The sequence below is a fragment of the Nocardia thraciensis genome (assembly GCF_054782435.1).
The window spans coordinates 121,549-145,543 of the sequence record NZ_BAAGSM010000011.1; the positions used below are offsets into that span (position 1 = coordinate 121,549).

At 69.2% G+C, this 23,995-nt stretch carries 20 protein-coding genes; 16 read left to right on the forward strand and 4 right to left on the reverse strand.

Annotated elements, in window-relative coordinates; genetic code table 11:
* The first annotated feature begins 186 nt into the window (after nt 1-186).
* From ACYVLQ_RS05640 to ACYVLQ_RS05650, 3 genes are all read left to right on the forward strand, one after another.
* Nucleotides 187-2,772, forward strand: coding sequence for a hypothetical protein (locus tag ACYVLQ_RS05640; RefSeq protein WP_460696296.1), 2,586 nt, complete (start codon nt 187-189; stop codon nt 2,770-2,772).
* Nucleotides 2,769-4,595: a P-loop NTPase family protein gene (locus ACYVLQ_RS05645; protein ID WP_460696297.1), complete on the forward strand. Its 1,827-nt coding sequence runs from the start codon at nt 2,769-2,771 to the stop codon at nt 4,593-4,595. The genes ACYVLQ_RS05640 and ACYVLQ_RS05645 overlap by 4 nt, the downstream gene beginning before the upstream one ends.
* Nucleotides 4,596-4,891: 296 nt before the next feature.
* Entirely contained in the window at nt 4,892-5,161 is a 270-nt protein-coding gene (locus ACYVLQ_RS05650; protein ID WP_460696298.1) for a hypothetical protein, read from the forward strand.
* On the opposite strand, the gene ACYVLQ_RS05655 is transcribed toward ACYVLQ_RS05650, so the two are convergent.
* Nucleotides 5,140-7,185, reverse strand: coding sequence for a glycoside hydrolase family 15 protein (locus ACYVLQ_RS05655; RefSeq protein WP_460696299.1), 2,046 nt, complete (start codon nt 7,183-7,185; stop codon nt 5,140-5,142). The genes ACYVLQ_RS05650 and ACYVLQ_RS05655 overlap by 22 nt on opposite strands.
* Before the next feature lie 350 nt (nt 7,186-7,535).
* Here ACYVLQ_RS05655 and ACYVLQ_RS05660 point away from each other — a divergent pair, with 350 nt between their 5' ends.
* Nucleotides 7,536-7,772, forward strand: a complete 237-nt coding sequence (locus tag ACYVLQ_RS05660) for a hypothetical protein (protein WP_460696300.1) — start codon at nt 7,536-7,538, stop codon at nt 7,770-7,772.
* A 92-nt stretch (nt 7,773-7,864) separates the two neighbouring features.
* A complete protein-coding gene (locus ACYVLQ_RS05665; RefSeq protein ID WP_147288866.1) occupies nt 7,865-8,128 on the forward strand; it encodes a hypothetical protein in 264 nt (87 codons plus the stop codon).
* A 62-nt stretch (nt 8,129-8,190) separates the two neighbouring features.
* On the opposite strand, the gene ACYVLQ_RS05670 is transcribed toward ACYVLQ_RS05665, so the two are convergent.
* Nucleotides 8,191-9,225 (reverse strand): M48 family metallopeptidase, encoded by a 1,035-nt coding sequence (locus ACYVLQ_RS05670; RefSeq protein WP_460696301.1) that lies wholly within the window; start codon nt 9,223-9,225, stop codon nt 8,191-8,193.
* Between the two features lie 64 nt (nt 9,226-9,289).
* Here ACYVLQ_RS05670 and ACYVLQ_RS05675 point away from each other — a divergent pair, with 64 nt between their 5' ends.
* From ACYVLQ_RS05675 to ACYVLQ_RS05700, 6 genes are all read left to right on the forward strand, one after another.
* On the forward strand, nt 9,290-9,379 hold the full coding sequence (locus ACYVLQ_RS05675; protein WP_324192512.1) for an Ms4533A family Cys-rich leader peptide: 90 nt from the start codon (nt 9,290-9,292) through the stop codon (nt 9,377-9,379).
* A gap of 193 nt (nt 9,380-9,572) precedes the next feature.
* Nucleotides 9,573-10,601, forward strand: a complete 1,029-nt coding sequence (locus ACYVLQ_RS05680) for a sulfate ABC transporter substrate-binding protein (protein ID WP_460696302.1) — start codon at nt 9,573-9,575, stop codon at nt 10,599-10,601.
* A 47-nt stretch (nt 10,602-10,648) separates the two neighbouring features.
* The gene (gene cysT, locus ACYVLQ_RS05685) at nt 10,649-11,461 is read left to right on the forward strand and encodes a sulfate ABC transporter permease subunit CysT (RefSeq protein ID WP_460696427.1); all 813 of its coding nucleotides are present in this window, start codon (nt 10,649-10,651) and stop codon (nt 11,459-11,461) included.
* On the forward strand, nt 11,458-12,267 hold the full coding sequence (locus tag ACYVLQ_RS05690) for a sulfate ABC transporter permease (protein WP_460696303.1): 810 nt from the start codon (nt 11,458-11,460) through the stop codon (nt 12,265-12,267). Before cysT ends, ACYVLQ_RS05690 begins: the two co-directional genes overlap by 4 nt.
* Before the next feature lie 22 nt (nt 12,268-12,289).
* Complete coding sequence (locus ACYVLQ_RS05695) at nt 12,290-13,285, forward strand: sulfate/molybdate ABC transporter ATP-binding protein (protein WP_460696304.1); 996 nt, start codon at nt 12,290-12,292, stop codon at nt 13,283-13,285.
* Between the two features lie 663 nt (nt 13,286-13,948).
* Nucleotides 13,949-14,488, forward strand: a complete 540-nt coding sequence (locus ACYVLQ_RS05700; RefSeq protein WP_460696305.1) for a hypothetical protein — start codon at nt 13,949-13,951, stop codon at nt 14,486-14,488.
* A 64-nt stretch (nt 14,489-14,552) separates the two neighbouring features.
* Here the strand turns inward: ACYVLQ_RS05700 and ACYVLQ_RS05705 are convergent, their stop codons facing one another.
* Nucleotides 14,553-14,780: a hypothetical protein gene (locus ACYVLQ_RS05705; RefSeq protein ID WP_460696435.1), complete on the reverse strand. Its 228-nt coding sequence runs from the start codon at nt 14,778-14,780 to the stop codon at nt 14,553-14,555.
* Between the two features lie 543 nt (nt 14,781-15,323).
* Between ACYVLQ_RS05705 and ACYVLQ_RS05710 the strand changes: the two genes are divergently transcribed.
* The 4 genes from ACYVLQ_RS05710 (at nt 15,324) to ACYVLQ_RS05725 (ending at nt 22,117) form a co-directional block, all read left to right on the forward strand.
* Nucleotides 15,324-16,490 carry an Hsp70 family protein gene (locus tag ACYVLQ_RS05710; protein ID WP_460696306.1) on the forward strand — a complete coding sequence of 389 codons (1,167 nt, stop codon included), beginning with the start codon at nt 15,324-15,326 and terminating at the stop codon, nt 16,488-16,490.
* A 494-nt stretch (nt 16,491-16,984) separates the two neighbouring features.
* Nucleotides 16,985-17,989 (forward strand): AurF N-oxygenase family protein, encoded by a 1,005-nt coding sequence (locus ACYVLQ_RS05715; protein WP_460696428.1) that lies wholly within the window; start codon nt 16,985-16,987, stop codon nt 17,987-17,989.
* Between the two features lie 16 nt (nt 17,990-18,005).
* A complete protein-coding gene (locus ACYVLQ_RS05720) occupies nt 18,006-19,589 on the forward strand; it encodes an FAD-dependent oxidoreductase (protein WP_460696307.1) in 1,584 nt (527 codons plus the stop codon).
* A 422-nt stretch (nt 19,590-20,011) separates the two neighbouring features.
* Nucleotides 20,012-22,117, forward strand: coding sequence for an Hsp70 family protein (locus tag ACYVLQ_RS05725; protein ID WP_460696308.1), 2,106 nt, complete (start codon nt 20,012-20,014; stop codon nt 22,115-22,117).
* A 128-nt stretch (nt 22,118-22,245) separates the two neighbouring features.
* On the opposite strand, the gene ACYVLQ_RS05730 is transcribed toward ACYVLQ_RS05725, so the two are convergent.
* Nucleotides 22,246-23,007, reverse strand: coding sequence for a glucose 1-dehydrogenase (locus ACYVLQ_RS05730; protein ID WP_460696309.1), 762 nt, complete (start codon nt 23,005-23,007; stop codon nt 22,246-22,248).
* A 158-nt stretch (nt 23,008-23,165) separates the two neighbouring features.
* Here ACYVLQ_RS05730 and ACYVLQ_RS05735 point away from each other — a divergent pair, with 158 nt between their 5' ends.
* A complete protein-coding gene (locus ACYVLQ_RS05735; protein WP_460696310.1) occupies nt 23,166-23,963 on the forward strand; it encodes an HAD family hydrolase in 798 nt (265 codons plus the stop codon).
* Nucleotides 23,964-23,995: the final 32 nt, after the last annotated feature.

Consider the following 23,995-nt stretch of genomic DNA (forward strand, 5'->3'; position numbering starts at 1 on the left):
GCCGGTTGATCTTGGGGCTTTCGTCCGGTATCGGGCGGTGTCACCCTGGTGTGACGCCGCACGGTACCGCATGCCCCCACCTGGGGGATGTGACAGGCGGGTTTTCCGGAAATAAGGTGTAAAGCGATCTGAATTTGGCAATACCCCGTTCGGTTCGGACGCCGGACAACCGAGAGCGGAGCTTGTATGACGCGTGACCTGCCCATGGAGGACGACGATCCGGGCGCGGGGGATCACGCGGAAGATACCGCGTACCGTGTCGCCACGGGTGTCGCCCGCGTGGCCAGGGCGGGCGCGTACGTCACCGGCGGGGCACTGATCGCCTCCAACGGATCTCCGGCGCCGACGAACGAGTCGCACACCAGCCGCATCGCCGGGTGGGTCAGCAACGATCCGCAGCCGGACGCGCCGAGCCCGGTGGTCACCTATCCGGATCCCGATCCGGACTCCGTACCGCCTCCGGTGCTGGGCGGTTCCGCCCCACCCGCGCCCGCTCCCACCTCCGCGCTGCCCTGGGCCGCGCCGCATCATGCCGTGCCCCCGCAGCAGCAGGGCGGATTCCAGATGTCCACGCCCGACGGCAGCATGAGCGGCGGCGGCTACTGGTACTCCACCCCGCTGGGGGACGGGTATTCGCCGACGGTGCCCTCCGAACGGGACGAGTCGCCCTCCTCGGGCCAGCACCCGGGAACCGGGCACGGAGACTCCGACGCGGTGCCGTTCGGTTCGCTCAGCAATCCAGGTTTCGGCTTGCCCGGCCTTCCGGGGCTCGAGGGCTGGGAGGGGCAGGGATTCGGAGGACAAGGCTTCGACCTGCCCGGATATCTTCGCCACCCCACGCAGTCCGCGGTCGGTGACGTGTCGTCCGGTACCGCGCTGCCGTCCGCCGGTCGGTCCGAGACCGCGGACGACGCCCCGGACCCGTACGCCGGAGTGCCGCACTCGGCGACCTCCTTCGGGCCGGGGCTCGGCCTGCCCGGCACCCAGGGACTGCACCTGCCCGGCATGAACGGCCTGGGCGCGGGCGGCTTCGGCGGGCTGTCCGATTCCGGCCCGGAGACCGGTCACGCCTTCGACGGCGTCGGCGACGGTCCCCTGACGGGCGTGTTCTTCCATACCGAGTCGAACTTCGACGCCCATATCGGCCTCGACGGCGTCTGGGTGACCTCCGGCCTCAGCGCCGACATCGCGGTCGGCAACGTCGGCCAGCAGCTCGACAGTTTCGGTGACTGGCTGGGGCACGGCGCCGACTCCACCGGCGACACCGCGGCGGCGGACGGCGTGACCCCGCTGCTCGCGGGGCTCGACGGGCAGGCGGCCGTTACGCCGGGCGCTGCGGGTTCCGTCCCGGGCGCGCAGCAGGCGGGGGCGCATGCGCACGGCGGCGGTCCGGTCGCGGGCGTGCAGCAGTCGGGCTCTTCGGGTACCGGCTCGGCGCTGGCGGGCGCCCAGGGCGCGCAGGCACCCGGCGCCGCGCCGGGAATGCCGGGCCAGTCTCCGGCCGCCGGTCCGGCGATGGCCCCCGGTCCCATGGCCGTATCTCCGGCGCCGCTCGCCGCGGCCGCGCCGCTGGCGGTCGCCGCGCCGATCGCCGCGCCCGCGCCGATGGCCGCCGCGGCCCCGATCGCGGCTCCCGCTCCGGCGTCGAATATCGCTGTCGCGCAACCGATCGCGGCGGCCCCGGCCCCGGCGCCACCGCCGGTTCCGGCCGCGATGATCCCGCAGCCGGTCGCCGCGACCCCGATCCAGCCCACCCATCAGCCCGACGCGGCCTGGAACCCGATCGCCGATGTGCTGAATGTCCATCCGGGACTGTCGCCGCTGATCGCTCCCGGCGGCGCGGTGCCATCACTGTTCGACCACCTGCCCGGGCACGAGCCGGGTCCCGGGCACGGCGGCGCGGGGACCGACGACGACTGGTCCGGCACGTCGCCGACCTCGCTCTCCCCGTCGCCGACCGGCACCCCGTCCACCACCCCGCACGCCGGGCCGACCTCCGGCGGCGTCACGACGCCGTCGCACAGCGCCGACCCGAGCAAGCCGGATCTGCCGACCTTCGGCCCGGGGAAGTCGACCACGGTCGCGCCCACCACGGAGCCCGGCGCCACCCGGCCGGATGGGACGAGACCCGAGACCACGCGCCCCGAAACCACCAAGCCGGGCACGTCCACGAACCCGGGCGGCGCGCAGGACACCGACGATGCGACGGTCGCGCCCACGGTGACCCGCCCGCGCGGCACCGACTCCGATCAGCCCGGTGGCGTGCACCGTCCCACCGGCTCGGATACGGCCGGGCCGAGCATCACCACGCCGACCAACGACGGGCCGACCACGCACGATCTGCCGACAACCCACGACGGGCCGGGCACCAGCCCCACCCGGGACGTGCCCTCCCACGAGCCGAGCACATCCGTGCCGACCACGATGCCCAGTCATGCTCCGACGGTCCCCAGCATCAGCAGGCCGGTGCAGCCGGATCCCGACGACCTGGGCGGCGCCTCGACGCAGCACACCCTGCCGCAGCACACTCCGGTGAAGCCGCCGACCACCGCGGATCTGTCGCCCAATGGCGTAAATCCGGTGAAACCGATTGCCTATGAGGCGGATTCGTATGCCGCATCGCATTACGACGCCGCGCACGCCACGGCGATGTGGCCCCCGATCCAGCACGCGGGTCTCTCCGCCGACAGCGGCGCGCTGTCCGCCCCGCTGCTGCCGGACGCGTCCGCCCCGCAGCCGCACCATCCCATCGACCACCACATCATGCTGTGACCGAGCGCCGCGAGGGAACCATCGGCACGGCACCCTCGGTGACCGCGGTGGATGCTGCCGCCGCCAAGCACCCCGATGCGATGGCGCCGCTGCTCGGACTGCTCGACGAGCTGCTCGAGCAGACCCGCGCCGCCGGGCGGGCCGACCTGTCCGCCCGGCTCGGCATGTCCCGGGCCCGGGTGGCCGATCCGCGGGTGCGCCTGGTCGTGGTGGGTGAGCCGAAGAACGGGATGAGCACCCTGGTCAACGGCCTGGTCGGGACGGTCGTCAGCCCGACCGACAGCGCGGTCAGCGTGCCCGCGATCGCCGAGTACGGCCCGCGGCCGACGGCCACCCTGGTCCGCGCCATCGGCGGGGGCCGCACCGAGCGTCAGGCGGTCGATCCGCTGAACCCCGGTCCGGCCCTGGCCGCCGAGGGCGTGATCCGGGCGGAGTTCACCGAGCCCAGTCCGCTGCTGGCGCAGGGGTTCGTGGTGATGGACGCGCCCGGCGCCCCCGCCGACACCCCCACCACCTGGTCGCTGATCGCCGCCGCCGACGCCGTGCTGTACGTGGCCGCCGCCGGATCCGAGTACTCGCCCGAGCAGATCGCCCTGCTGCAGCGCATCCAGCAGGTGTGCCCAACGGTGGTGTGCGTCCTCAACAAGATCGACCGATTCCCGAACTGGGCACAGGTGCAGCAGCGCAACCGGGATCTGCTCGACGGGGCAGGCCTCGGGTTCGCCGTCGCGCCGGTGTCGGCGGCGCTGTATCTGCAGGCCTCCGGCGACGAGCGCCGCGACCTCGAATCCGGTGTGCCGCAGCTGATCGAGCACCTGCGCGACTACGTGCTGGCCCGTGCGGACGCGGTGGCCCGCGAGGCCGCGGTGCGCGATATCCGCACCATCACCGACCATCTGGCGATGGCGCTGCGCACCGAGGCCGAGACGCTACGCGATCCGCGCCGCCGCAGCGAGCTCACCGAGCAGTTGCGCAAGGCGCGCACCGACGCCGACGAGCTGCGGCAGCGCTCGGCGAACTGGCAGGTCACTCTCGCCGACGGTTGTTCGGAGCTGATGGCCGATATCGAGCACGACCTGCGGCACCGGCTGCGCACCCTGATCCGCGAGGCCGAGACCGAGATCGGCGCCCGCGACCCGTCCCGCCGCTGGCACGAGTTCGGCGCCGACCTGGACGCGCGCATCTGCGAGGCGGTGGAGGAGAACTTCGTCATCGCGCACTACCGCTCGATCGAGTTGGCCGAGCAGGTGTCGGAGAAGTTCCCGCACACCGAGTGGGATGTGCCGCTGCCCGATATGCGGCTGGAGAATCCGGGCGAGGTGCTCGAACCGGTGGCCTCGCTGGAACCGCTCGGCAGCGCGAAGGTCAGTGTCATCCAATCGGTTCTGAATGCCATGCGCGGTTCCTACGGCGGCCTGCTGATGGTCGGCGTGCTCACCCAGCTGCTGAATATGCCGCTGGTGAACTGGTATTCGGGCGCCGCCGCGGGTCTGCTGGGCGTGCAGGCGGTGTGGGAGGACCGCAGGATGCGCCGCGACCGGCGGCAGGCCGAGGCGAAGGTGGCCGTCGGCAGGCTGATGGACGACGTGATCTTCCAGGTGAGCAAGGAATCGCGGTTCCGCCTGCGCAACGTGCAGCGCACCCTGCGCGACCATTTCACCGAGATCGCCAACCAGACCCTGCGCTCGGTCGACGAATCGCTGCGCGCCGCCGAGGAGGCCGCGGCCGTGCACTCCCCGCAGAGCCGCGACCGCCGCCTCACCGAAATCGAAAAGGCGCTGGTCCGCCTACGCGACGTCCGCGAACGCGCCGACGCAGCCTAAACCAGAAGCCCACCTGACCCGCAGCATGCAGCCCTCCTGCTCCGCGGGCTGCGGCCCTCCTGTTCCGCGGCGTGTAGCCGTCCTGTTCCGCGGCGTGTAGCCCTCCTGATTCGCGGCGTGCAGTCCTCCCTCATCCCGGCGGGGCCCCTCCGTCATCCCGGCATGCTTTTGGCCGGGATCCCAACCGCGTCGATTGATTCCGGCCAAAAGCATGCCGGAATGAGGGAGGGGCCCTGCCGGTATGCGCGAACTGCGGTAAGTTGCTGGACCGAGTGTTGTTCGATGAGGGAGCTGCCGTGCGTACCAAACTGCTGGCCGGGGTACCGGCCGTCCTATTACTGGCCTCGGGATTGTCGGTGCTGGCCGCCCCCGCCGCGGAGGCCGCCCCGGCCTACACCTGCACCGCGAAGAACCACGCCGGTGAGGACCTGCAACCGGTCACCGTGCAGGCGCAGCACGGCGAGTTCCAGGCCCGCAAGCGGGCGCGCCCGGAGTGGTTCGGCCAGGCCGACTTCGAGACCATCCGGTGCGCGCCGACGGGAGGCTATATCCCTCCGGACCGGTGAGCCGGGTGGAAGTCGCCCGCGCTGACCGACTCCTCGGCGCGGATCACGTGCATCACGGCATTGATCAGCGCCAGGTGGGTGAACGCCTGCGGGAAGTTGCCCAGATGCCGGCCCGAGCGCGGATCGATCTCCTCGGCGTAGAGCTTGAGCGGGCTGGAGTAGCCGAGTAGCCGCTCCAGCAGATGCCGGGCCCGCTGCACCTCGCCGATCTCCACCAGCGCCGACACCAGCCAGAACGAGCAGATGGTGAAGGTCCCCTCGACCCCGGACAACCCGTCGTCGGTGGACTCGGTGCGGTAGCGCAGCACCAGCCCCTGCTCGGTGAGGTCGTCGGCGATGGCCAGCACCGTGTTGCGCACTCGGGGGTCGTCGGGCGGCAGAAATCGCAGCAGCGGCACCAGCAGCAGCGACGCGTCCAGAGTGTCGCCGCCGTAGGTCTGGGTGAAGACGCCGTCAGCGTTCACGCCGTTGTCGAGGATGTCGGCGCGGATCTCGTCGGCGATGTCGTGCCACTTGCGCGCGTAGTCGTATTCGCCGTGCATGTCGGCCAGTTTCGCGCCGCGGTCCAGCGCCACCCAGCACATCACCTTCGACGAGGTGAAGTGCTTGGGTGCGCCGCGCACCTCCCACATGCTGCGGTCGGGTTCGCGCCAGTGCTCGATGGCGGCCTGCACCTGCTTCTCCAGGATCGGCCACAGCGATTCGGGCACCTGCTGGCGCGATTTCACGTGCAGGTAGACCGAATCCAGGATGGTGCCCCAGATGTCGTGCTGGTCCTGCTGATAGGCGTCGTTGCCGATGCGGACCGGCCGCGCGCCGTCGTAGCCGTGCAGATGGCCGAGCTCGTACTCCTCGATCTGCCGCTCCCCGCCGATGCCGTAGAGCACCTGCAGCGGCACCGTCTCGCCGTCGTCGCATTTGGCGACGTCGTAGAGGAAGGCGAAGAAGTCGTCGGCCTCGCGGTTGAGCCCGAGCGTGTACAGCCCCCACAGGGCGAAGGTGGAGTCCCGCACCCAGCTGTAGCGGTAGTCCCAGTTGCGTTCTCCGCCAGGGGTTTCCGGTAGCGAGGTGGTCGCGGCGGCGAGTAGCGCGCCGGTCGGGGCGTAGGTCAGGCCCTTGAGGGTGAGAGCACTGCGCTGCAGGTAGCCGCGCCACTCGTGATCCGGGAACTTGCCGAGCGTGATCCACTGCCGCCAGTACTCGGTGGTGGCCCACATCTTCTGCGCGGCCTCGGCGAAGGTGCGCGGCGGCGGCAGCGGCGACCAGGACAGCGCCACGAATACTTCGTCGCCCTCCTGCATGCGCGTGCGCGCCTGTGCGGACCTGCCCTCGAGCCCCAGGCGCAGATCGGTGGTGAGGGTCAGGGTGGGGCTGTCCGGCTTGTCCGAGCAGCTCGCGGTGGCCTGCTCGTAGACCTGGCCGGTGTACTGCCAGTCGGCCGGGCCGCGGTGGTAGTCGAAGGACGGCTCACAGGTCAGCTCCAGTTCCACCACGCCGTTCACGCATTTCACCGTGCGCAGCAGAATGTGCTCGGCGTCCCAGTCGCGCGGGGTGCGGCGGTAGGTGCCGCTGCGCTTGTCGTTGTTGTGCCACGGGCCCAGCACCAGCGCGTCGCGCACGATCAGCCAGCCGGTCTCGGTCTGCCAGGTGGTCTCCACGATCATGCCGCTGGGCAGGTAGCGGCGGGCGGCGGGCACGTTCACGCCGTAGGGTCCGAGCCGGAAGTGCCCGGCGCTGCGGTCCAGCATCGCGCCGAACACGCTGGGGGAGTCCGGCCGGGGGATACACAGCCATTCCACCGATCCGTTGCGCGCGATCAGGCAGTTCGTCTCGCAGTCGGACAGGAATGCGTAGTCGTCGATCGGCGGATACACCGATCGGTGCGTCGTCCCCGCCGCGGTCGGGAGGTATCCCGCGCCCAGCGCCGCATCGGGCACGTCTTCCAGCGCGTCCCGCGGAACCGGCGGATCGTGCGGCGCCATCCTGCCCGGGACATCGGAAATCGGTTCATCGTAGGACGACATACAGCCATCATCGGCCCCACCCACGCACATCGTCCACCACGCATCCGCCCCGCCTCCAACCGACCGCGGACAGATTCCGGCCAAAAGCGCGCCGGAATGACAAGCGCAGGGCGCGTCTCCCAGTCATATTCCCGCGACACCCACCTATTGCCCGACACGTTTCGCGGCAGCGCTTCTACTGCCTGGGGCGTTCCGTGGTAGTGCTTCTATTGCCTGGCACGTTCTGCGGCAATCTTCATATTGCTGGCACGTCCGTGGCAACCTTCATTTCCCGGCATGCTTTTGGCCGGGATCCCGCCCGCGGAGGGACGGCCGGACAGTGCGGGCTCGACGGCTATTACGCTGGGATCGTGCAACGCATCGCTGGTTGGTGGGACGGCTTCGAACTGTGGGTCGCCGGGCTGCCGTTCGTTCCGCAGTTTCTCGTGGTCCTGATCGGGGCGCTCCCCGTGAGCCTCGCCATCGCGTACCTGCTCGACCGGGTACTGCGACTGGTGCTGCGGCTGTTGGGCCGCGACCGGGCGGCGGACGGTGATGCCGGGCCCGCGGCCGCGCCCGCGCGCCCACTGCACGAAGAGGCGGCGTGATGCCGCGCTCCCGCGTACAGCTCGCGCTGGTCGCGCTGCTGGTGCTGGTGATCGTCGCCTGGCTGTTGACCCGCTGAGGTACTGTGCACCGCATGCCAACCGATGAGGAATTCGCGGAGATCGCGCAGATGCTGGACTCCGACGAGCTCGATGAGGGACCGCGCCTGCTCTCCACCCACTACGCCTCCCCGGAGGAGGCCGTCGAGATGGTGAAGGCGGCCCAGGTGCTCGGCTTGGGTGTGCGGCTGCACAATCAGCTGCGGGTCGAGGAGACCAACGAGGAGGGCGAGGAGTCGGCCACCGAGGAGTGGATCATCGACCTGCTGGAGAGCCCGCCCGAGGTCGAGGACGAGTAAGGGCCCAGCCTCGCCATCCCGGCGTACTGCCCTCGTCCGCCCCGGCACGCTTCGACCGGGGCCTATAGGCCCAGACGCTTCCCGAGCTTCGACACGGTATTACCCACCTCTTGTCCCACGGTGCTGACCGCGGCCCCGACATCGCGGCCGAGCTCGCGCACCGTGCGGACGAGCGGGTCCTCCGAGGCGTCGAAGTTCTCCCGATACGAGCGGGCGGCCGCCCGGATCTCGTCACCGATGCGGGTGTTCTTGTCGTGCTCACGCCGCGGGTACTGCCCGTCGAGGATGCGGTCGAACTCTCCGGCGGCGATCCAGCGCCGCAGCTCCGCGGCCCGCAGCACCGAGAACGGATGCGACCGCAGCTCCAGATTGAGCAACTTCAGCACGCCGTCGCGCAGGTCGCCGGTGCGGTCGTAGTCGTCGGCCTGCTGCAGGAACGCCGCGTGGTTCATCTCCCGCACCATCGCGCCGCCCGCCAGCTTCATATGCACCCGCACCGACGCGTCGACGTCCTGCCCGCACAGCAGCCCCGCCCGGTCGCCGGACAGCTCCGACTTGCGGCTCCACTCCATCAGCGCCGCTACGATGGCGCGCAGCGCCCAGCCGCCCACCGGCATCCAGCCGATCCCGGACGCCAGCCGCAGCAGATGCATGAGCATGGTGCGGTAGACGGCGTGCCCCGACAGCGCGTGGCCGAGTTCGTGGCCGACCGCGAAGCGCAGCTCCTCGGTGTCCAGCAACTCGAGCAGCCCCGTGGTGAGCACGATGAACGGCTCGTCCATGCCGATGGTGAGGGCGTTGGCGGACGGATCCTGCAGCACGTACATCTCCGGCGTGACCGGCGCGTCGAGTATCCGCACGGCATCGGCCCGCAGCTCGTGCAGCGTCTTGAACTGGCGTTCGTCCACCCGCACCGCGGTGGCCAGGTACAGCAGCCGGTGCTGGCGCTCGCGGAGCAGACCCGACAGCGTGCGCAGGATTGTGTCGAACCCCGTGAACGACCGCATCGCGACGAGCGCGGTGCGGTCGGCGGGATGCTCCCAGGCGCGGCTGCTGATGCCGGGAAAGCTGCGACGGATGCGGTCCGGACTGGTCATTTGGTTCCCCGGTCGGTTTTCGAATGATTAGCGGGTTGTCATTCTGCTCTGCTACAGTCTGCCCGTGTCATCGAGTGTTGTGCCGCAGGTCCGCCATGAATTGGCGTTGATCGCTGTCGGCTGCCTCGTGGTCGCAGACATTCACTGTCGCTGAGCGCGCGGTCGCGCTCTCGCGGCTCGGCTCGCCCTAGACTGGCCGACGCACCTTTCACGAGCGTTTCCCGTACGGGCGGCCCCCGGGCCAGTCGTTCGCCGAAATCCGTTGTACGGCAAGGCGTGGCGGCAAGATCGGAATTTCACCGTCGGCGCCAGCGGTCGACCGGCGGGCAGAGGAAGGGTTCATCCGAATGTCTCGCAGCCCCCGGCTCACCGTCGCCGCGCTGGTCGCGCTGGCGGCGGTCGTGCTCAGCGCCTGCAGCGGCGGCGCCAGCGACATCCCCGGCAGCGGATCAGGCGGGGGCAAGGGCGGCACGCTGACGCTGTACGCCTACGCCACCCCGAAGCCGGGGTTCGACAAGGTGGTTCCCGCGTTCACCAAGACCTCGGCCGGGGCGGGCGTGCAGGTGCAGCCGTCCTACGGCGCCTCCGGCGACCAGTCCCGCAAGGTGAAGGACGGCGCGCAGGCCGACGTCGTGAACTTCTCCGTCGAACCCGACATCACCCGCCTGGTCGACGCCGGTCTGGTGGATTCGAACTGGAACGCCGACGCCAACAAGGGCATCCCGTTCGGCTCGGTGGTCGTGATCGTGACCCGCGAAGGCAACCCCAAGGGCATCGAGACCTGGGACGACCTGTTGAAGCCTGGCGTCGAGGTGGTCACCCCGAACCCGTTCAGCTCCGGTTCGGCGAAGTGGAACCTGTTGGCCCCCTACGCGGCGAAGAGCGACGGCGGCAAGAACCCGCAGGCCGGGCTCGACTATCTGAACAAGCTGGTCACGCCGGACCACGTGAAGGTGCAGCCGAAGTCGGGCCGCGAGGCGACCGAGACCTTCCTGCAGGGCACCGGCGACGTGCTGCTCAGCTACGAGAACGAGGCGATCTTCTCGCAGCGCCAGGGCGATCCGATCGAGTACTCCGTGCCGTCGGCCACGTTCAAGATCGAGAATCCGATGGCCGTGCTGAAGACCAGCAGGAATATGGACAAGGCCGTGGCGTTCAAGGACTTCCAGTACACCCCGTCCGGCCAGCGGGCCTGGGCGCAGGCCGGTTTCCGCCCGGTCGACCCGGGGGTCTTCGCCGAGTTCACCAACGACTTCCCGCAGCCGCGACAACTGTGGTCGATCGCTGACCTGGGTGGCTGGAAACAGGTCGACAAGGAGTTGTTCGCGCCCGGCTCCGGCAGCATCGCGGCCATCTACGACAAGGCGACCAAGTGAGCGAGACCAGTACCGCCTCTCCGACTCCGGCCGGATACAACAGCGGCATCCGATCCTGGCTGCGGGTGACCGGCTCGGTCGGCCCGCTGGGCATCGCCACCGCGGTGCTGTGGTTGAGCGTGATCGTGCTGCTGCCGCTGGCCGCGCTGACCTTCCACGCCTTCGACGACGGCTGGCCCGGATTCTGGGACGCCGTGACCGCGCCCGCCGCGCTCGACGCGCTGCGCGTCACCATCGCGGTGTCGGTGGTGGTGGCGCTGCTCAATGTCGTGATGGGCACGCTCATCGCCTGGGTGCTCGTCCGCGACGACTTCCCCGGCAAGGGCATCGTGAACGCCCTGATCGATCTGCCGTTCGCGCTGCCGACGATCGTGGCCAGCATCGTGATGCTCTCGCTGTACGGCCCGCAGAGCCCGATCGGCGTGCACCTCAACGCCACCCAGCCCGGCCTGGTCGTGGCGCTGGCGTTTGTGACGCTGCCGTTCGTGGTGCGCTCGGTACAGCCGGTGTTGATCGAGGCCGATCGCGACGTGGAGCAGGCGGCGATCTCGCTCGGCGCCGACAACTGGACGACGTTCCGGCGCATCGTGCTCCCGGCGCTGACGCCCGCGATTGTCTCCGGCGGCGGCCTCGCCTTCGCCAGGGCCATCGGCGAATTCGGGTCGGTGGTGCTGATCGGCGGCAACATCCCCGGGCAGACGCAGGTGGCCTCGCAGTACATCCAGCAGCAGATCGAGGTCGATCGCCCGGTGAATGCCGCGGCGGTTTCGGTTGCGCTGCTGGTGATTTCGTTCGTGACATTGTTGCTGCTGCGGTTGTTCTCCGACCGCAGCGCCCGCAAGGAACAGGCGACGCGATGAGACTGTCCGCCCTCACCCGGCTTTCGCTGCGCACCGTCGCACTGCTGTACCTGCTCGGGCTGCTGGTGGCGCCGCTGGTGATCATCCTGTGGCGCAGCTTCGAGAACGGCGTCGGCCAGTTCATCGACTGGATCTCCACGCCCGCGGCCATTTCCGCGTTCAACATCTCGATGATCATCGTGCTGATCGTGGTGCCGCTGAACGTCGTCTTCGGCATCGTGACCGCCATCGCGCTGGTACGCGGAAACTTCCCGGGCCGCACCCTGATTCAGGGCGTGGTGGACCTGCCCTTCGCGGTATCGCCTGTGGTGGTGGGTGTTTCGCTGATTCTGCTGTGGGGCGTCGGCGGCTGGTTCGGCGATGTCGAAAACCTCGGCTTCCGAGTGATTTTCGGACTGCCCGGCATGGTGATCGCCACCGTCTTCGTGACGCTGCCCTACGTGGTGCGCGAGGTGGAACCGGTCCTGCACGAGATCGGCGACGACCAGGAGCAGGCCGCCACGACGCTGGGAGCCTCACGCTGGCAGACGTTCTGGCGGATCACCCTCCCGGCCATTCGCTGGGGCCTGACCTACGGCGTCGTGCTCACCGTCGCCCGGTCGCTGGGCGAATTCGGCGCGGTGATCATGGTGGCGACCGGCCTGCCCGGCGGCGGGCAGACGCTGACGTTGCTGGTCAACGCGCGATATATGAACGACCGCAACATCTTCGGTGCCTACTCCGCGGCGACGCTGCTGATGGGCATGGCACTGGTCACCCTCCTCTTCATGACCGTTCTCGAACGTAAGCGGGGCACTGCGAAATGATCCCCCTGCCGGAGGCAAGCGAATGATTACTGTGACCAATGCGAAAAAGTCTTACGGCAGCTTCGCGGCGCTCGACGACGTCAGCATCGACATCCCGTCCGGGGAGCTGACCGCGCTGCTCGGGCCGTCCGGCTCCGGCAAGTCCACGCTGCTCCGCTCGATCGCGGGCCTGGAATCGCTGGATTCCGGCATCGTCACCATCGCCGACCGCGATGTCACCCGGGTGCCGCCGCAGAAGCGCGATATCGGATTCGTCTTCCAGCACTACGCCGCGTTCAAGCACATGACCGTGCGCGACAACGTGGCCTTCGGGCTGAAGATCCGCAAGCGGCCCAAGAGCGAGATCGGCAAGCGGGTCGACGAGCTGCTCGGCATCGTCGGCCTCGACGGCTTCCAGCACCGCTATCCGGCGCAGCTGTCCGGCGGCCAGCGCCAGCGCATGGCCCTGGCCCGCGCGCTGGCGGTGGATCCGCAGGTGTTGCTGCTCGACGAGCCGTTCGGCGCCCTGGACGCCAAGGTGCGCCAGGATCTGCGCAAATGGCTGCGGCGGCTGCACGAGGAGGTGCACGTGACCACGGTGCTGGTCACCCACGACCAGGAGGAGGCGCTGGACGTGGCCGACCGGATCGCGGTCATGAACGCCGGACGCATCGAGCAGGTCGGCAGCCCGGAGGACGTCTACGACCGCCCGGCCAACGATTTCGTCATGTCGTTCCTGGGCGCGGTGGCGAAATTGAACGGGCACCTGGTGCGCCCCCACGATATCCGCATCGGCCGCGATCCGAGCATGGCGATGGCCGAGCACGAGGGCACCGCCGAATCGGCCGGTGTCACCCGCGCCACCGTCGAGCGCATCGTGCGCCTGGGTTTCGAGGTGCGCCTGGAATTGCGCAATGCCGCCACCGGAGATTTGTTCACCGCCCAGGTCACCCGCGGCGACGCCGAGGCATTGCGACTGGCCGACGGCGAGACGGTGTTCGCCCGCGCGACCCGAATTCCGGACCTCCCCGTGACTTGATTCAACACCGGCCATCCCCGCACGCCATGGGCTCTCGAACCATTCCGCGCCCTGTGGCTCTCGCGTGATTCCGCGCCTTATGGCTCTCGAGTCATTCCGCGCCCTGTGGCTCTCGAGTGACTCAGCGCCTTGTGGCTCTCGAGTGATTCCGCGCCTTGTGGCTCTCGAGTCATTCCTGCGTCCCGTGGCCTCCTGGTCATTCCTGCGTCCCATGGCCCTCCTAGTGATTCCGGCGCCCCGCAGCCTTCCTGGTCATTCCGGCATGCTTTTGGCCGGAATCCACCGAGACCCCGGCCAAAAGCATGCCGGGAAGACGTATCGAATGTGCGACACGCCGACGGTAAATGGCGTTTCAGATTCGGAATATGTGATCGAATACCCCGCATGCGAAACGAGTAATTCCGCAGTGGATCGGAACGTGAGCTCGTGGGTCGCGCGGCTGCGCGATCGCATATCATCGCCCGGACGACACTCTCCCGGGTAGTCCCTGTAACCACCGCCGCTGCCGCGTGATTATTGTGGTGAATGCGGGCGAAGTGGGGGAGCGGCGGATGCACAGAATTGCCCAATTCCATGCCCATACCTCGAATATCCCTTGCGGTGGTGGCCGTCTGCTGTGTGCTGGCGGTAATCAGCGGAACCACGGACGCCGGGCCGGACCGTATGATCGCAGACGAACCGGAACTCGCCCGAATATACGCCGAGCCGATACCCGTCGGCCCGGCCGCGCTGCCCGAACCTCCACGCGATTCCTATAGCAGTCCCGCACCCGAAGAACTGCTGCCGCGCGAGGTGGTCGGATTCCAGCGACATTTCACGCCCGGACCGCAGCAATGGGATCATGCACGCCTGATCGTGGCGGCGGCGCGCGAGCGCGGACTGCCCGTCTACGCGGCGGTGATCGCCCTGGCCACCGCGCTGCAGGAATCGCTGCTGGAGAATCTCACCGTGCCCGTCGACCACGATTCGCTGGGCCTGTTCCAGCAGCGCCCGTCGACGGGCTGGGGCGCACCGGAACATCTGACCGACCCGACCCGCGCCGCGGGCCTCTTCCTGGACGCCCTGGTCGCCCGCGCCCCGGACTTCCGCCACCTCCCGCTGTGGCAATCGGCCCAGGCCACCCAGGCCTCGGCCTTCCCCGAGGCCTACGCCCAATGGGAGGAGCAGGCAGCGGACATGGTCCGCGAAATCCTGGCCGAGTGATCCCGGCCAAAAACATGCCGGGACGACGGGTTGTTCGACCATGTCGGGATGGTGGGTCGTCCGACTACGCCGGGATGCGCTGCTTCTGACCGCCGGAGAAGTCGGCGGGATAGCGGTCGGCGTGTTCGGGGCGCAGGCCGACCTGTTTCAGCAGTTCCGGTGCCCGCCTGCGGATCTCCTCGCGAGACCGTCCGTCGGTGGGTTGTCCGACTACGCCGGGATTGCGGGTTGTCGAGGCGTGCCGGGATGACGGGGCTCGAGGCAGGCGGAGATACCGAGTTCGTCGAGGCATGTCCAGATGATGGGTGTCGTACGCCTGGGTTCCGGTGGTTGCGCGGTGGCCGCCTGGGGTCCCGGTGGTTCCGGCGTCCGCCCCGGAGCCGTCATCCCGGTGTCTCGGCCAGAGTCCGGCAGCTCGGTGTCTCGACCGAGTCCGTCGTTCCGGTGTGTCGGCTCGGGTCCGTCGTTCCGGTGTGTCGGTCCGGGTCCGTCATTCCAGTGTGTCGGCTCGGGTCCGTCGTTCCGGTGTGTCGGCTCGGGTCCGTCGTTCCAGTGTCTCGGTTCGGTCCGTCATTCCGGCATGCTTTTCGCCGGAATCTGGCAAATCGGTGCAGGTCGGTTGTCGGACTGTCGTCGTCCCAACGGCTTGTGGCTTACGAAGGCTGATTGCGCAGGTAGACCCCCGGTGCACGGGTGAGATGTGTAGCCCGTCTCAGAACCGGCGCTCGGCGGACAATCGCATGTCCGGTGGTTGGCAATCTTTCAGCACAATGGTTGCCTGAATCCGGTTCGGATCACGGTTCGGTAAACGGCTCGTCGATCGAGGGTGGACGTGATGACGGTTGGGCTCGGAGTCAGTATCGGCACGGTGAACACGGTGTGCGCCGTGGCGGAGGGCAGCGGCGGTAGGCGCGGGCCGGGGCACAGGTCCGCGCCGCGGCGGCCGGGTGGTCCGCCCGCCACCTGGCGCACCACCCTCACCTTCGACAGCACCGGCACGGCCCGGGTGGGGCGGATTCCCAAGCACGGCCGCGCCATCACCGATTTCGCCGACCTCACCCAGCGCTCGGCGCCCACCGCCCGGGTCGGTCACCGCGCCCTGTCAGCGGCCGACCTGGTGGCGACCGTTGCCGCGAGCGTCCTGGAAGACGTGCTCGGCGCGGCGCCCGAGCCGGAATACGGCATCACCGTCACCCACCCGGTCGGCTATCCCGCGCACCGGGTGACCGACCTGCGCGAGGCGCTCGATGCCGTCGGGTTGCGGCAGGCCGCGCTGGCCGCCGAGCCGGTCGCGGCCACGGCGTGGCTGGAGGACGCGTGCGGTCCGCTGATGCCCGGCCTGGCCCTGGTGTACGACCTGGGCGGCTCGGGTCTGCGGGTCACGCTGGTCCGCGTCGGCGCGGGCTCCCCCACCGATCCGATCGTCGGTGAATCGTTGCGCTCCACCGATTTCGGCGGCCGCGCGTTCGGCGCGTACATGGCCCGCAGCGCCAACTGGCGCTCCGCCGACACCCCACACGTCGCCACCGACGCGGTGATCACCGAACTGCGCACCGCGCACGTGCGCAAGTCGCTGGACGTGGTCTACCAGTGCCTGCGCATCGCCGACGTCACCATGGCCGACGTCGACCGCGTGCTGGTGATCGGCGGCGCGGCCCGCCCGCCGGAGGTGGCGGCGGTTCTCGCCGCCGCACTCGCCCGCCCCGTGATCGTGGCGCCCGATCCGGAGCGCACCGTCGCGGAGGGCGCGGCGATCCTGGCTCGGCGGGCGGCCGAGGCGGAGTTCGGCACGGTGGGGCACCGCCGCGGCCGCTGGAATGTGGGGCAGATCCGCCTCGGCCGGGCAGGCGTCGGCGGGCGTGGCCGCCGACTGAGCCGAGCGGCGGTAACGGCCGCACTGGTCGGGGCCGGTGCGCTGTTCGCCGCCACCGCGGTCGCCGGCGACGCGGCCAGCATCGCCGCGGTGACCCCGGATGCGTGCATGGTCCACCTCTACCGCTGACCCACTGCCGGCAGGCGCCTTTCGGCGCCCCGTCCACCACTTCGTTGTGGCGGGTGTCAACGCCTCTGGGCGGAGTGACCCACTTATTGCAGGCGGACGCTCCTCCGCTTCCGCGCGTTGCCCACTCCTGGCGCCATGCCTGCTCACCTGTGTCCACTTGCCCGCCCGCGGCAGGCAAAACAAACAAGGGTGGCCAGCCCGGATCAGCCGTTACCGATCCCCGGGTCCCGTATTCGTGTTGAGGACTCACTGCCAGGTGGGCCGCTGCGGTTCGTGATCCAGGCCCATACCTCCTGGCGGGCTGAGGTGATGCGGAACACGTTACCCCGCGGTAGCGGTTCAGGGGTGTCGCTCCGACCTGCGTCGACGAGCCATCCGACTCTCGGTTCGGTGTACAAGTGTGCACTCGAATGGCGGGTTCTATTGACCCGCGACGGCGTTGGTGTAACCATGGGACACAGTTACCCGCGCAACATGGAGAGGCTGTGACGACGATGTCCGTTGCCGCTACCAACGACCTCGATCCGGTGGTCGAAGAAGCTCAGCAGTACGCCCAGAAGCTGATGCTGCTCTCCGAGGGATCGGTGAACAAGCACTTCGATCCGTATGAGGACATCGACTGGGAGAATCCGGACTTCGACCCGGAGTCCAAGCCGGAGCGCTGGATCCTGCCCGTCTCCGCGGACCCGCTCGGCCGCCACCCGTGGTACCGGGCGCTGCCGAAGGAGCAGCAGATCGCGATCGGCAAGTACCGCCAGGCCAATGTCGCCAAGGCCGGTCTGCAGTTCGAGTCGATCCTCATCGTCGGTATGCAGCAGTACATCTTCTCGCTGGCGAACGGTTCGCCCGAGTTCCGGTACTGCTCCCACGAGATGATCGAGGAGCACAACCACACCCTGATGTTCCAGGAGATGGTGAACCGCATCGGTATCGACGTGCCCGGCATGGGCCCGATCACCCGGCAGTTCCGTCATCTGGCGTCGCCGGTGGCCGCCATGTTCCCGAATCTGTTCTTCATGGCCGTGCTCGCCGGTGAGGAGCCGATCGACCACATCCAGAAGCAGATCCTGCGCTCGGGCGAAGAGGTGCACCCGATCATGCGCGGCGTGATGGCGATCCACGTGGCCGAGGAGGCCCGCCACATCTCCTTCGCGCACGAGTTCCTCAAGCTGCACGTTCCGGAGAAGAACGCGGGCAGCCGATTCGTCCTGTCGCTCGCGATGCCGATCGTGATGTGGATCCTCGGCCGGTCCATCGCGACGCCGCCGCGGTCCTTCTTCCGCGAGTTCGACATCCCCGAGTCGGTGCGCAAGGAGCTGTTCTACGGGTCCAAGGAGGCCAAGCAGACCTTCGCCGACTACTACGTCGACGTGCGCGCGCTGGCCAAGGAGATCGGGATGATGAACCCGGTGTCGAAGGCGCTGTGGAAGGCGCTGCGCATCGACGGCCGGTCCAGCCGCTACCGTTCGGAGCCGATCCGCTCCGGCGCGGCCGGCTGAGGGAGTAGGTCGTACAGTGCCGTACGTCGTCACCCAATCCTGCTGCAGCGACGCCTCGTGCGTGTACGCCTGCCCGGTCAACTGCATCCATCCCACCCCGGATGAGCCGGACTTCCTGACGGCGGAGATGCTCTACGTCGACCCGCAGGCGTGCGTGGACTGCGGCGCGTGCGCCTCGGCCTGCCCGGTGGACGCGATCACCTCGTCGAAGAAGCTGACCGACGAGCAGCAGCCGTTCATCGAGATCAATGCCGACTTCTACCGGCAGACTCGGCCGCGGGCCATGCTGGCCAAGCCGATTCCGGCGGCGGCGGTCGAGCCCGGCCGGGGTGCGCTGCGGGTGGCGATCGTGGGTTCCGGGCCGTCCGCGATGTACGCGGCGGACGAACTGCTGACCCAGCCGGACGTATCGGTGACCGTCTTCGACCGGTTGCCCGTGCCCTACGGGCTGGCCCGCCACGGTGTGGCGCCCGACCACACCCGCACGCGGCAGGTCAGCCGCCTGTTCGACGTGATCTCGGCGCAGCCCGGCTTCGGCTCGTATCTGAATGTGGCTGTGGGCGAGCATATTTCGCATGCCGAGCTGGTCGAGCACTATCATGCGGTGATCTACGCGGTGGGTGCCTCGTCCGATCGCAAGCTCGGCATTCCCGGCGAGGGCCTGCCCGGCAACATCTCCGCCACCGAGTTCGTGGCCTGGTACAACGGGCATCCCGGCCATGCCGGGCGCGAATTCGATCTGTCGCAGCGGCGCGCGGTGATCGTCGGCAACGGCAATGTCGCGCTCGATGTCGCCCGGATTCTCACCGTCGATCCGCAGACGCTGTCGGAGACCGAGGTATCGCCGGTGGCGCTGGAGGCGTTGCGGCACAGCAAGATCGAGGAGGTCGTGATCGTCGGCCGCCGCGGCCCGGCCGAATCCGCCTTCACCGTGCCGGAATTCGTGGGTCTGCTGGGCGCCGATGTCGATATCGTGGTAGAAGGCGATGTGCCGGAACCGGTCGCGGGGATGGCCCAGAAGGTCGAGCAGAAGCTGCGCCTGCTGCGCGGCGTGGCCGATCGGCCCGTCGGGTCGCGCAAGCGCATCGTGTTCCGCTACCTGTCGTCGCCGACCGCGCTGACCGGCACCGACCAGGTCAGCGGAATCGAGCTGGAGCGCAACGAACTTCGCGCCGACGCCGACGGCATCGTGCGTGCCGTGGGCACCGGTGCGACCGATACCCTCGACGCGGGCCTGGTGTTGACCTCGGTTGGCTACCGCGGCGTGGCGCTGCCCGGCCTGCCGTTCGACGAGAAGGCGGGCGTGATCCCCAATCTCGACGGCCGCGTGCTCACCACCCCCGGCGGCTCGACGTTCCCCGCGACCTACGTGACCGGCTGGATCAAGCGCGGCCCGACCGGCTTCATCGGCACCAACAAGTCCTGCGCACAGCAGACCGTCCGCCAGCTGGTCGACGACTTCAACGCGGGCCGCCTGGCCGAACCCGCCCGCGACGCTGCCCATTTCGACCGCCTGGTCACCGGCCGTCGTCCCGCGGCCATCCGCGGCGGCGGCACCGCGCAGCCGTGGTGGAAGCGCAAGCTTCTCGCCCGCACCTAACCCACGTTCTCGCCACCCCTGCAGGTTCCCGCACCCCGCCCAGTCTCCTGGGCGGGGTGGCAACCTTTGAGCCATCGGTGTTTCAGGGCTGAAATTCGGTCTCGCGGTGAAGTTTTTCGGAGGTTTACCGCACACCGGTTGGTATGTCCGAATAGTTACTGCAAGGTAGCTAGTTTCGGTAGCTATTTGCCATGTCAACATGAATCTGAACTCGTGACCATGACCGGATAGGCGGTCTATCAGGGTTTTTGCCATATAGACCGGTGGGTATGAAAGCTTTTCCGCCCATTCGGTATTCGTGATCGACATCTACCAGCTAACCTGTGATCGCTGTTTGGTAAACGACCGCGACCACATGGTTCGATTACGTGGGGCCGTGGTCTCGGTGCGTTGACGGGATGGCAATGACAGTTGGCTTCGGCTTGAGCATCGGCACAGTGAACGCCGTCTGGGCGGCCGCGGGGGAGCGTGATCGGCCCGCCGTGCGGGTGCGTCGCACGGCCGTCACCTTCGACAGCGCGGGCGGTGCGCGGATGGGCGGGCTGCCCCGATTCGCCCCTGTCGTCACGGATTTCGCCGATCTCACGCAACATACGGAGCCGGTGATCGTGGGCGGCCGGGCGTGGACGCCGCCCGAACTGGTGGCCGCGGTGGCCGGCTGCCTGATCGAGGCGGACGAACCCGCCGCGCGCCCCGTCGTCGCCTATCCCGCGTGCTACACCCACCGTCAGCTGGCGCCACTGCGCACGGCACTGGACCGCGTCGGCGTCGGCGACGTGCTGCTGATGCCGGAACCGGTGGCCGCGGTGGAATGGCTCGACGCCGAGCACGGCGTCTCGGAATCGGGCCTCACGCTGGTGTACGACCTGGGCGGCAGCAGCCTCGACCTGGCCGTCGTGCGCACCGAGGGCGACCGGAACGAACGCGGCGTGCTCGGCAGCGCGGTGCGCTCCCACCGGTATGGTGGCCGTCCGCTCGGCACCGTGCTGGCCAGGTATGCGCGCGCCCTGGGCCCCGGGGCGCCCGCGCCGGTGTCCAAGGTCGTCCCGGCGAGCGACGCCACCCGATTACGCACGTGGACAGTGCGCAATTCCCTTCGGCTGGTGCGCAAGTGCGTGCATCACGCGGGGCTCACGATGCGCGATATCGACCGGGTACTGCTCGTCGGCGGTGCGGCCCGCCCCGCCGAGGTGGCGCAGGTGCTGGCCGAGCTCGGACGGCCCGTGGTGATGTCGCAGGATCCGGCGCACACCGTGGCCGTCGGTGCGGCCGTCGCCGCGGCGCGGCTGGCCGAGCCGGGGTCGAATTTCGGTCGGTACGCGCGGGGCGCTGCCGTATTGTCCAGTGCCGCCGTGGCTTCCGCGGTGGCGATGTCGGCGGCCACCATGTTCGGCAGTGGGCCGATCGGAACCGACGGCCCGGCACTGGAATTCGCCCCCGCCCTGGCGGGTCCGGCCAACGGAGCCCGCGACCAGTTCCGGGATCTGCGCCTGCTCGAAGCCCTCGAGGGCCTCGGCTCGGTGCCCGGCGTGCCTGCGGCGGCGGACGGACTGCTGTCGTCGTTCACCCCCTCGCGCTCGTACAGCACTGTGGCGCAGTCGTTCTCGAATGCCGCCGCCGCCACGGCGAACGTGGAGCGGGCGGTGCGGGAGTACGGGCCGGGGGAGCACTGCGATCCGATCAGCCGCCGCGCCGCCGCGGGGTATGCCGATCCGGCCAGATTCACCAACCCGCTACCCTTCGGCTCGACGGCGGCGTCCGGCAGTGCCACCCCGGCCGGTACCTCGACCGGCACGATCCCGTCGATCAGCCTGCCGCGCTTCGGATCCTCGGCGACGCCCAGCGCCGCCATGCCGGGACCGATCTCGCTCGGCACCGTCTCCGCCCCCGATTTCGACCCGCGCCCCGCTCCGGCGGCGCCGTCTCCGGGCAGTTCCCTCGCCAACCCCAGGACGGGTGCGGGCACCCAGTCCGGCACTGGGCGGGCGGGCGGAAACGACACGGGCGCAGGGAAATCGGACGAAAGGAAGACCACGCCGGTCGCCGGGGCGCTGCCGGGCCCCGGCGCCGGCGGTGGGTGGGCCGGGGGCGGATTGCCATCCGGTGGTGCCGCATCCGACCCCGCGCGAGGTGAGGGGGCGGGGTCGGGCGGACCGGGAGGCGGGCCGACGTCCTCCGGAGGCCTGTCCTCCGGAGACCGCGGTCCGGGCAATTCGTCCCCGGGGAGCGGCGCGCACTCCGGCGGAGGTTCCGCGCCGGGTGGGGTGTCGAATCCCGGTGGAGCCTCGAATTCGGGCGGATTCTCCCGTGGCGGAACGAATTCGGGCGGTTTCTCCGGCGGGGGCACGAATTCGAGCGGTGTCGCCGGTGGCGGTGCGGATTCGGGCGGCGGATTCGGCAAGGGCGGGGACTCGACCTCGGGCGGATCCAAGAGCGACTCCAAGTCCGGCGGATCCTCCTCCGGCGGCTCCGGTGGTGGCTCGCGCGGTGGTGGTGGCTCCGGCGGTGGAGGCGGCTCCCGCCGCTGATCACCCAGGGCCGCTTCGAATCTCGACAAGAATCTCGATAAAGATGAGGCATAGGCGGTGCGATGAGGGCATCGCCTACGACCATCGGCCGCACACCGAAGGGCGTGCGGCCGACGGGTGTCGGCGTTCTACCGTGCGGTGAAACCGCCGTCGATCGTCATGGCCGCGCCGGTGACGAAGCTGGCCTCGTCGCTGAGCAGATAGGCGCACAGGGAGGCGATCTCGTCGGGGCGGGAGATGCGGCCGACAGGGTGCAAGGCGGCGACCTGCGCCTCACCCTCGGGAGTGCCGCCCATCGACGCGCGGAAGGCGGGGATGTCCACCGCGCCCGACACCAGGGCATTGACCCGCACGCCCTGCTGCGCGGTCTCCAGCGCCACCGCGCGGGTCAGGCCGATGACGCCGTGCTTGGCCGCCACGTACGGCGCCACCGAGCCCATGCCCACCACGTCGAGATTGGACGCGTTGTTCAGGATCGCACCCCCGCCGGAGCCGAGCATCGCCGGAACCTGATGGCGCAGGCCGTGATACACGCCGGTGAGGTTCAGCTCCAGCTCGGCGCGCCAGGCCGCCTCGTCGATATCCTGGATCGGACCGAAAGCGCCGATAGCCCCGGCGTTGTTGAACGCGGCATCCAGCCTGCCGAATTCGCCGAGCGCGGTTTGCGTCAGCCGGGCGACCTCCTCGCCCACGGTGACGTCGGTCGGCACGAACACCGCGCGACCACCCGCGGCCCGGATCTCCTCGGCCACGCGATCACCGGCTTCCTTGCCGCGTGCGCCGAGCACCACCGCGGCGCCCTCGGCGGCCACCCGGCGTGCCACCGCGGCGCCCACACCCGAACTGGCGCCGGTGATCAGCACGACCTTGGACTCGAACCGAGCGTTCATCGTTGACTCCTTGTTTCTCGCGGATCTTCGCTTGACGAGACTCAGTCAAACAACGCGGGAGACCCGAAGCTGGCGGAATCCGGACATTGAGTTGATGTGTCATGTATTTCGACCGTGGCCCGCGCAGGGCATCTGCACGAACGGGTGACAATTGGCGCGTGGACACAGCAGAGAAGCCGCAGTTGATAGCGCTCGATGTGGACGGCACGCTCCTGAGCACCGGCGAACCGATCAGCGCGCGAGTCCGCGACGCGGTCCGCGCGGCGGTCGCGGACGGGGCGCACGTGGTGATCACCACGGGCCGCACCCTGCTGGCCACCCGCTTGGTCGTCGAGGAGCTAGGACTCCACCAGGGGCAGGCGCTGTGCTCCAACGGCGCTGTGCAGGTGGACATTTCGAATTGGAAGCCGCTGGCGCTGCATACCTTCGACGCGGAACCGGCGGTGGCGGTGCTGCGTGAGGTGTTCCCGGACATGGTGCTGTCGGTGGAGAAGGTCGGCATCGGTACCTGGGCCACCGGCTACTATCCGGGCAGCTTCCGGCTCGGCGAGTTCCGCTTCGTCGAGGACCACGAGTTGGCGCGGGAGCCGACCACCCGATTGAACGGCTGGTGGCCCGGCGGCACCCTCGCCGACATGGTCGCGGTGATGGCCGAGCGCAGCCTGCCCGGCGCCGGATGGGTGCACGGGGAGCACGAGCCCTGGCTGGTGGCCTCCAAGCAGGGCGTGTCCAAGGGCTGGGCCCTGGAATGTCTCCGGCAGGAACTCGGCATCCCGCACGAGGCCACACTCGCCATCGGAGACGGCTATAATGATCGCGAAATGCTTTCCTGGGCAGGACTTTCCGTTGCGATGGGCAATGCGGTGGAGCCGGTGCTGGAAATTGCGGACGAGGTCACGGTGGACGTCGCCGAGGACGGTGTCGCGCTCGTGCTGGAACGGTGGTTCCGCAATTGAGAATGTATTGCCGACGTATTGAGCGTCGATTA

Excerpts from the sequence above, each read along its gene's own strand:
- ACYVLQ_RS05700 (WP_460696305.1), top strand. The coding sequence starts at position 13,949 with ATGATCGCAGACGAACCGGAACTCGCCCGAATATACGCCGAGCCGATA.
- ACYVLQ_RS05710 (WP_460696306.1), top strand. The coding sequence starts at position 15,324 with ATGACGGTTGGGCTCGGAGTCAGTATCGGCACGGTGAACACGGTGTGC.
- ACYVLQ_RS05670 (WP_460696301.1), bottom strand. The coding sequence starts at position 9,225 with ATGACCAGTCCGGACCGCATCCGTCGCAGCTTTCCCGGCATCAGCAGC.
- ACYVLQ_RS05680 (WP_460696302.1), top strand. The coding sequence starts at position 9,573 with ATGTCTCGCAGCCCCCGGCTCACCGTCGCCGCGCTGGTCGCGCTGGCG.
- ACYVLQ_RS05715 (WP_460696428.1), top strand. The coding sequence starts at position 16,985 with ATGTCCGTTGCCGCTACCAACGACCTCGATCCGGTGGTCGAAGAAGCT.
- ACYVLQ_RS05690 (WP_460696303.1), top strand. The coding sequence starts at position 11,458 with ATGAGACTGTCCGCCCTCACCCGGCTTTCGCTGCGCACCGTCGCACTG.
- ACYVLQ_RS05730 (WP_460696309.1), bottom strand. The coding sequence starts at position 23,007 with ATGAACGCTCGGTTCGAGTCCAAGGTCGTGCTGATCACCGGCGCCAGT.
- ACYVLQ_RS05655 (WP_460696299.1), bottom strand. The coding sequence starts at position 7,185 with ATGTCGTCCTACGATGAACCGATTTCCGATGTCCCGGGCAGGATGGCG.
- ACYVLQ_RS05640 (WP_460696296.1), top strand. The coding sequence starts at position 187 with ATGACGCGTGACCTGCCCATGGAGGACGACGATCCGGGCGCGGGGGAT.
- ACYVLQ_RS05665 (WP_147288866.1), top strand. The coding sequence starts at position 7,865 with ATGCCAACCGATGAGGAATTCGCGGAGATCGCGCAGATGCTGGACTCC.
- ACYVLQ_RS05705 (WP_460696435.1), bottom strand. The coding sequence starts at position 14,780 with ATGCCTCGACGAACTCGGTATCTCCGCCTGCCTCGAGCCCCGTCATCC.
- ACYVLQ_RS05695 (WP_460696304.1), top strand. The coding sequence starts at position 12,290 with ATGATTACTGTGACCAATGCGAAAAAGTCTTACGGCAGCTTCGCGGCG.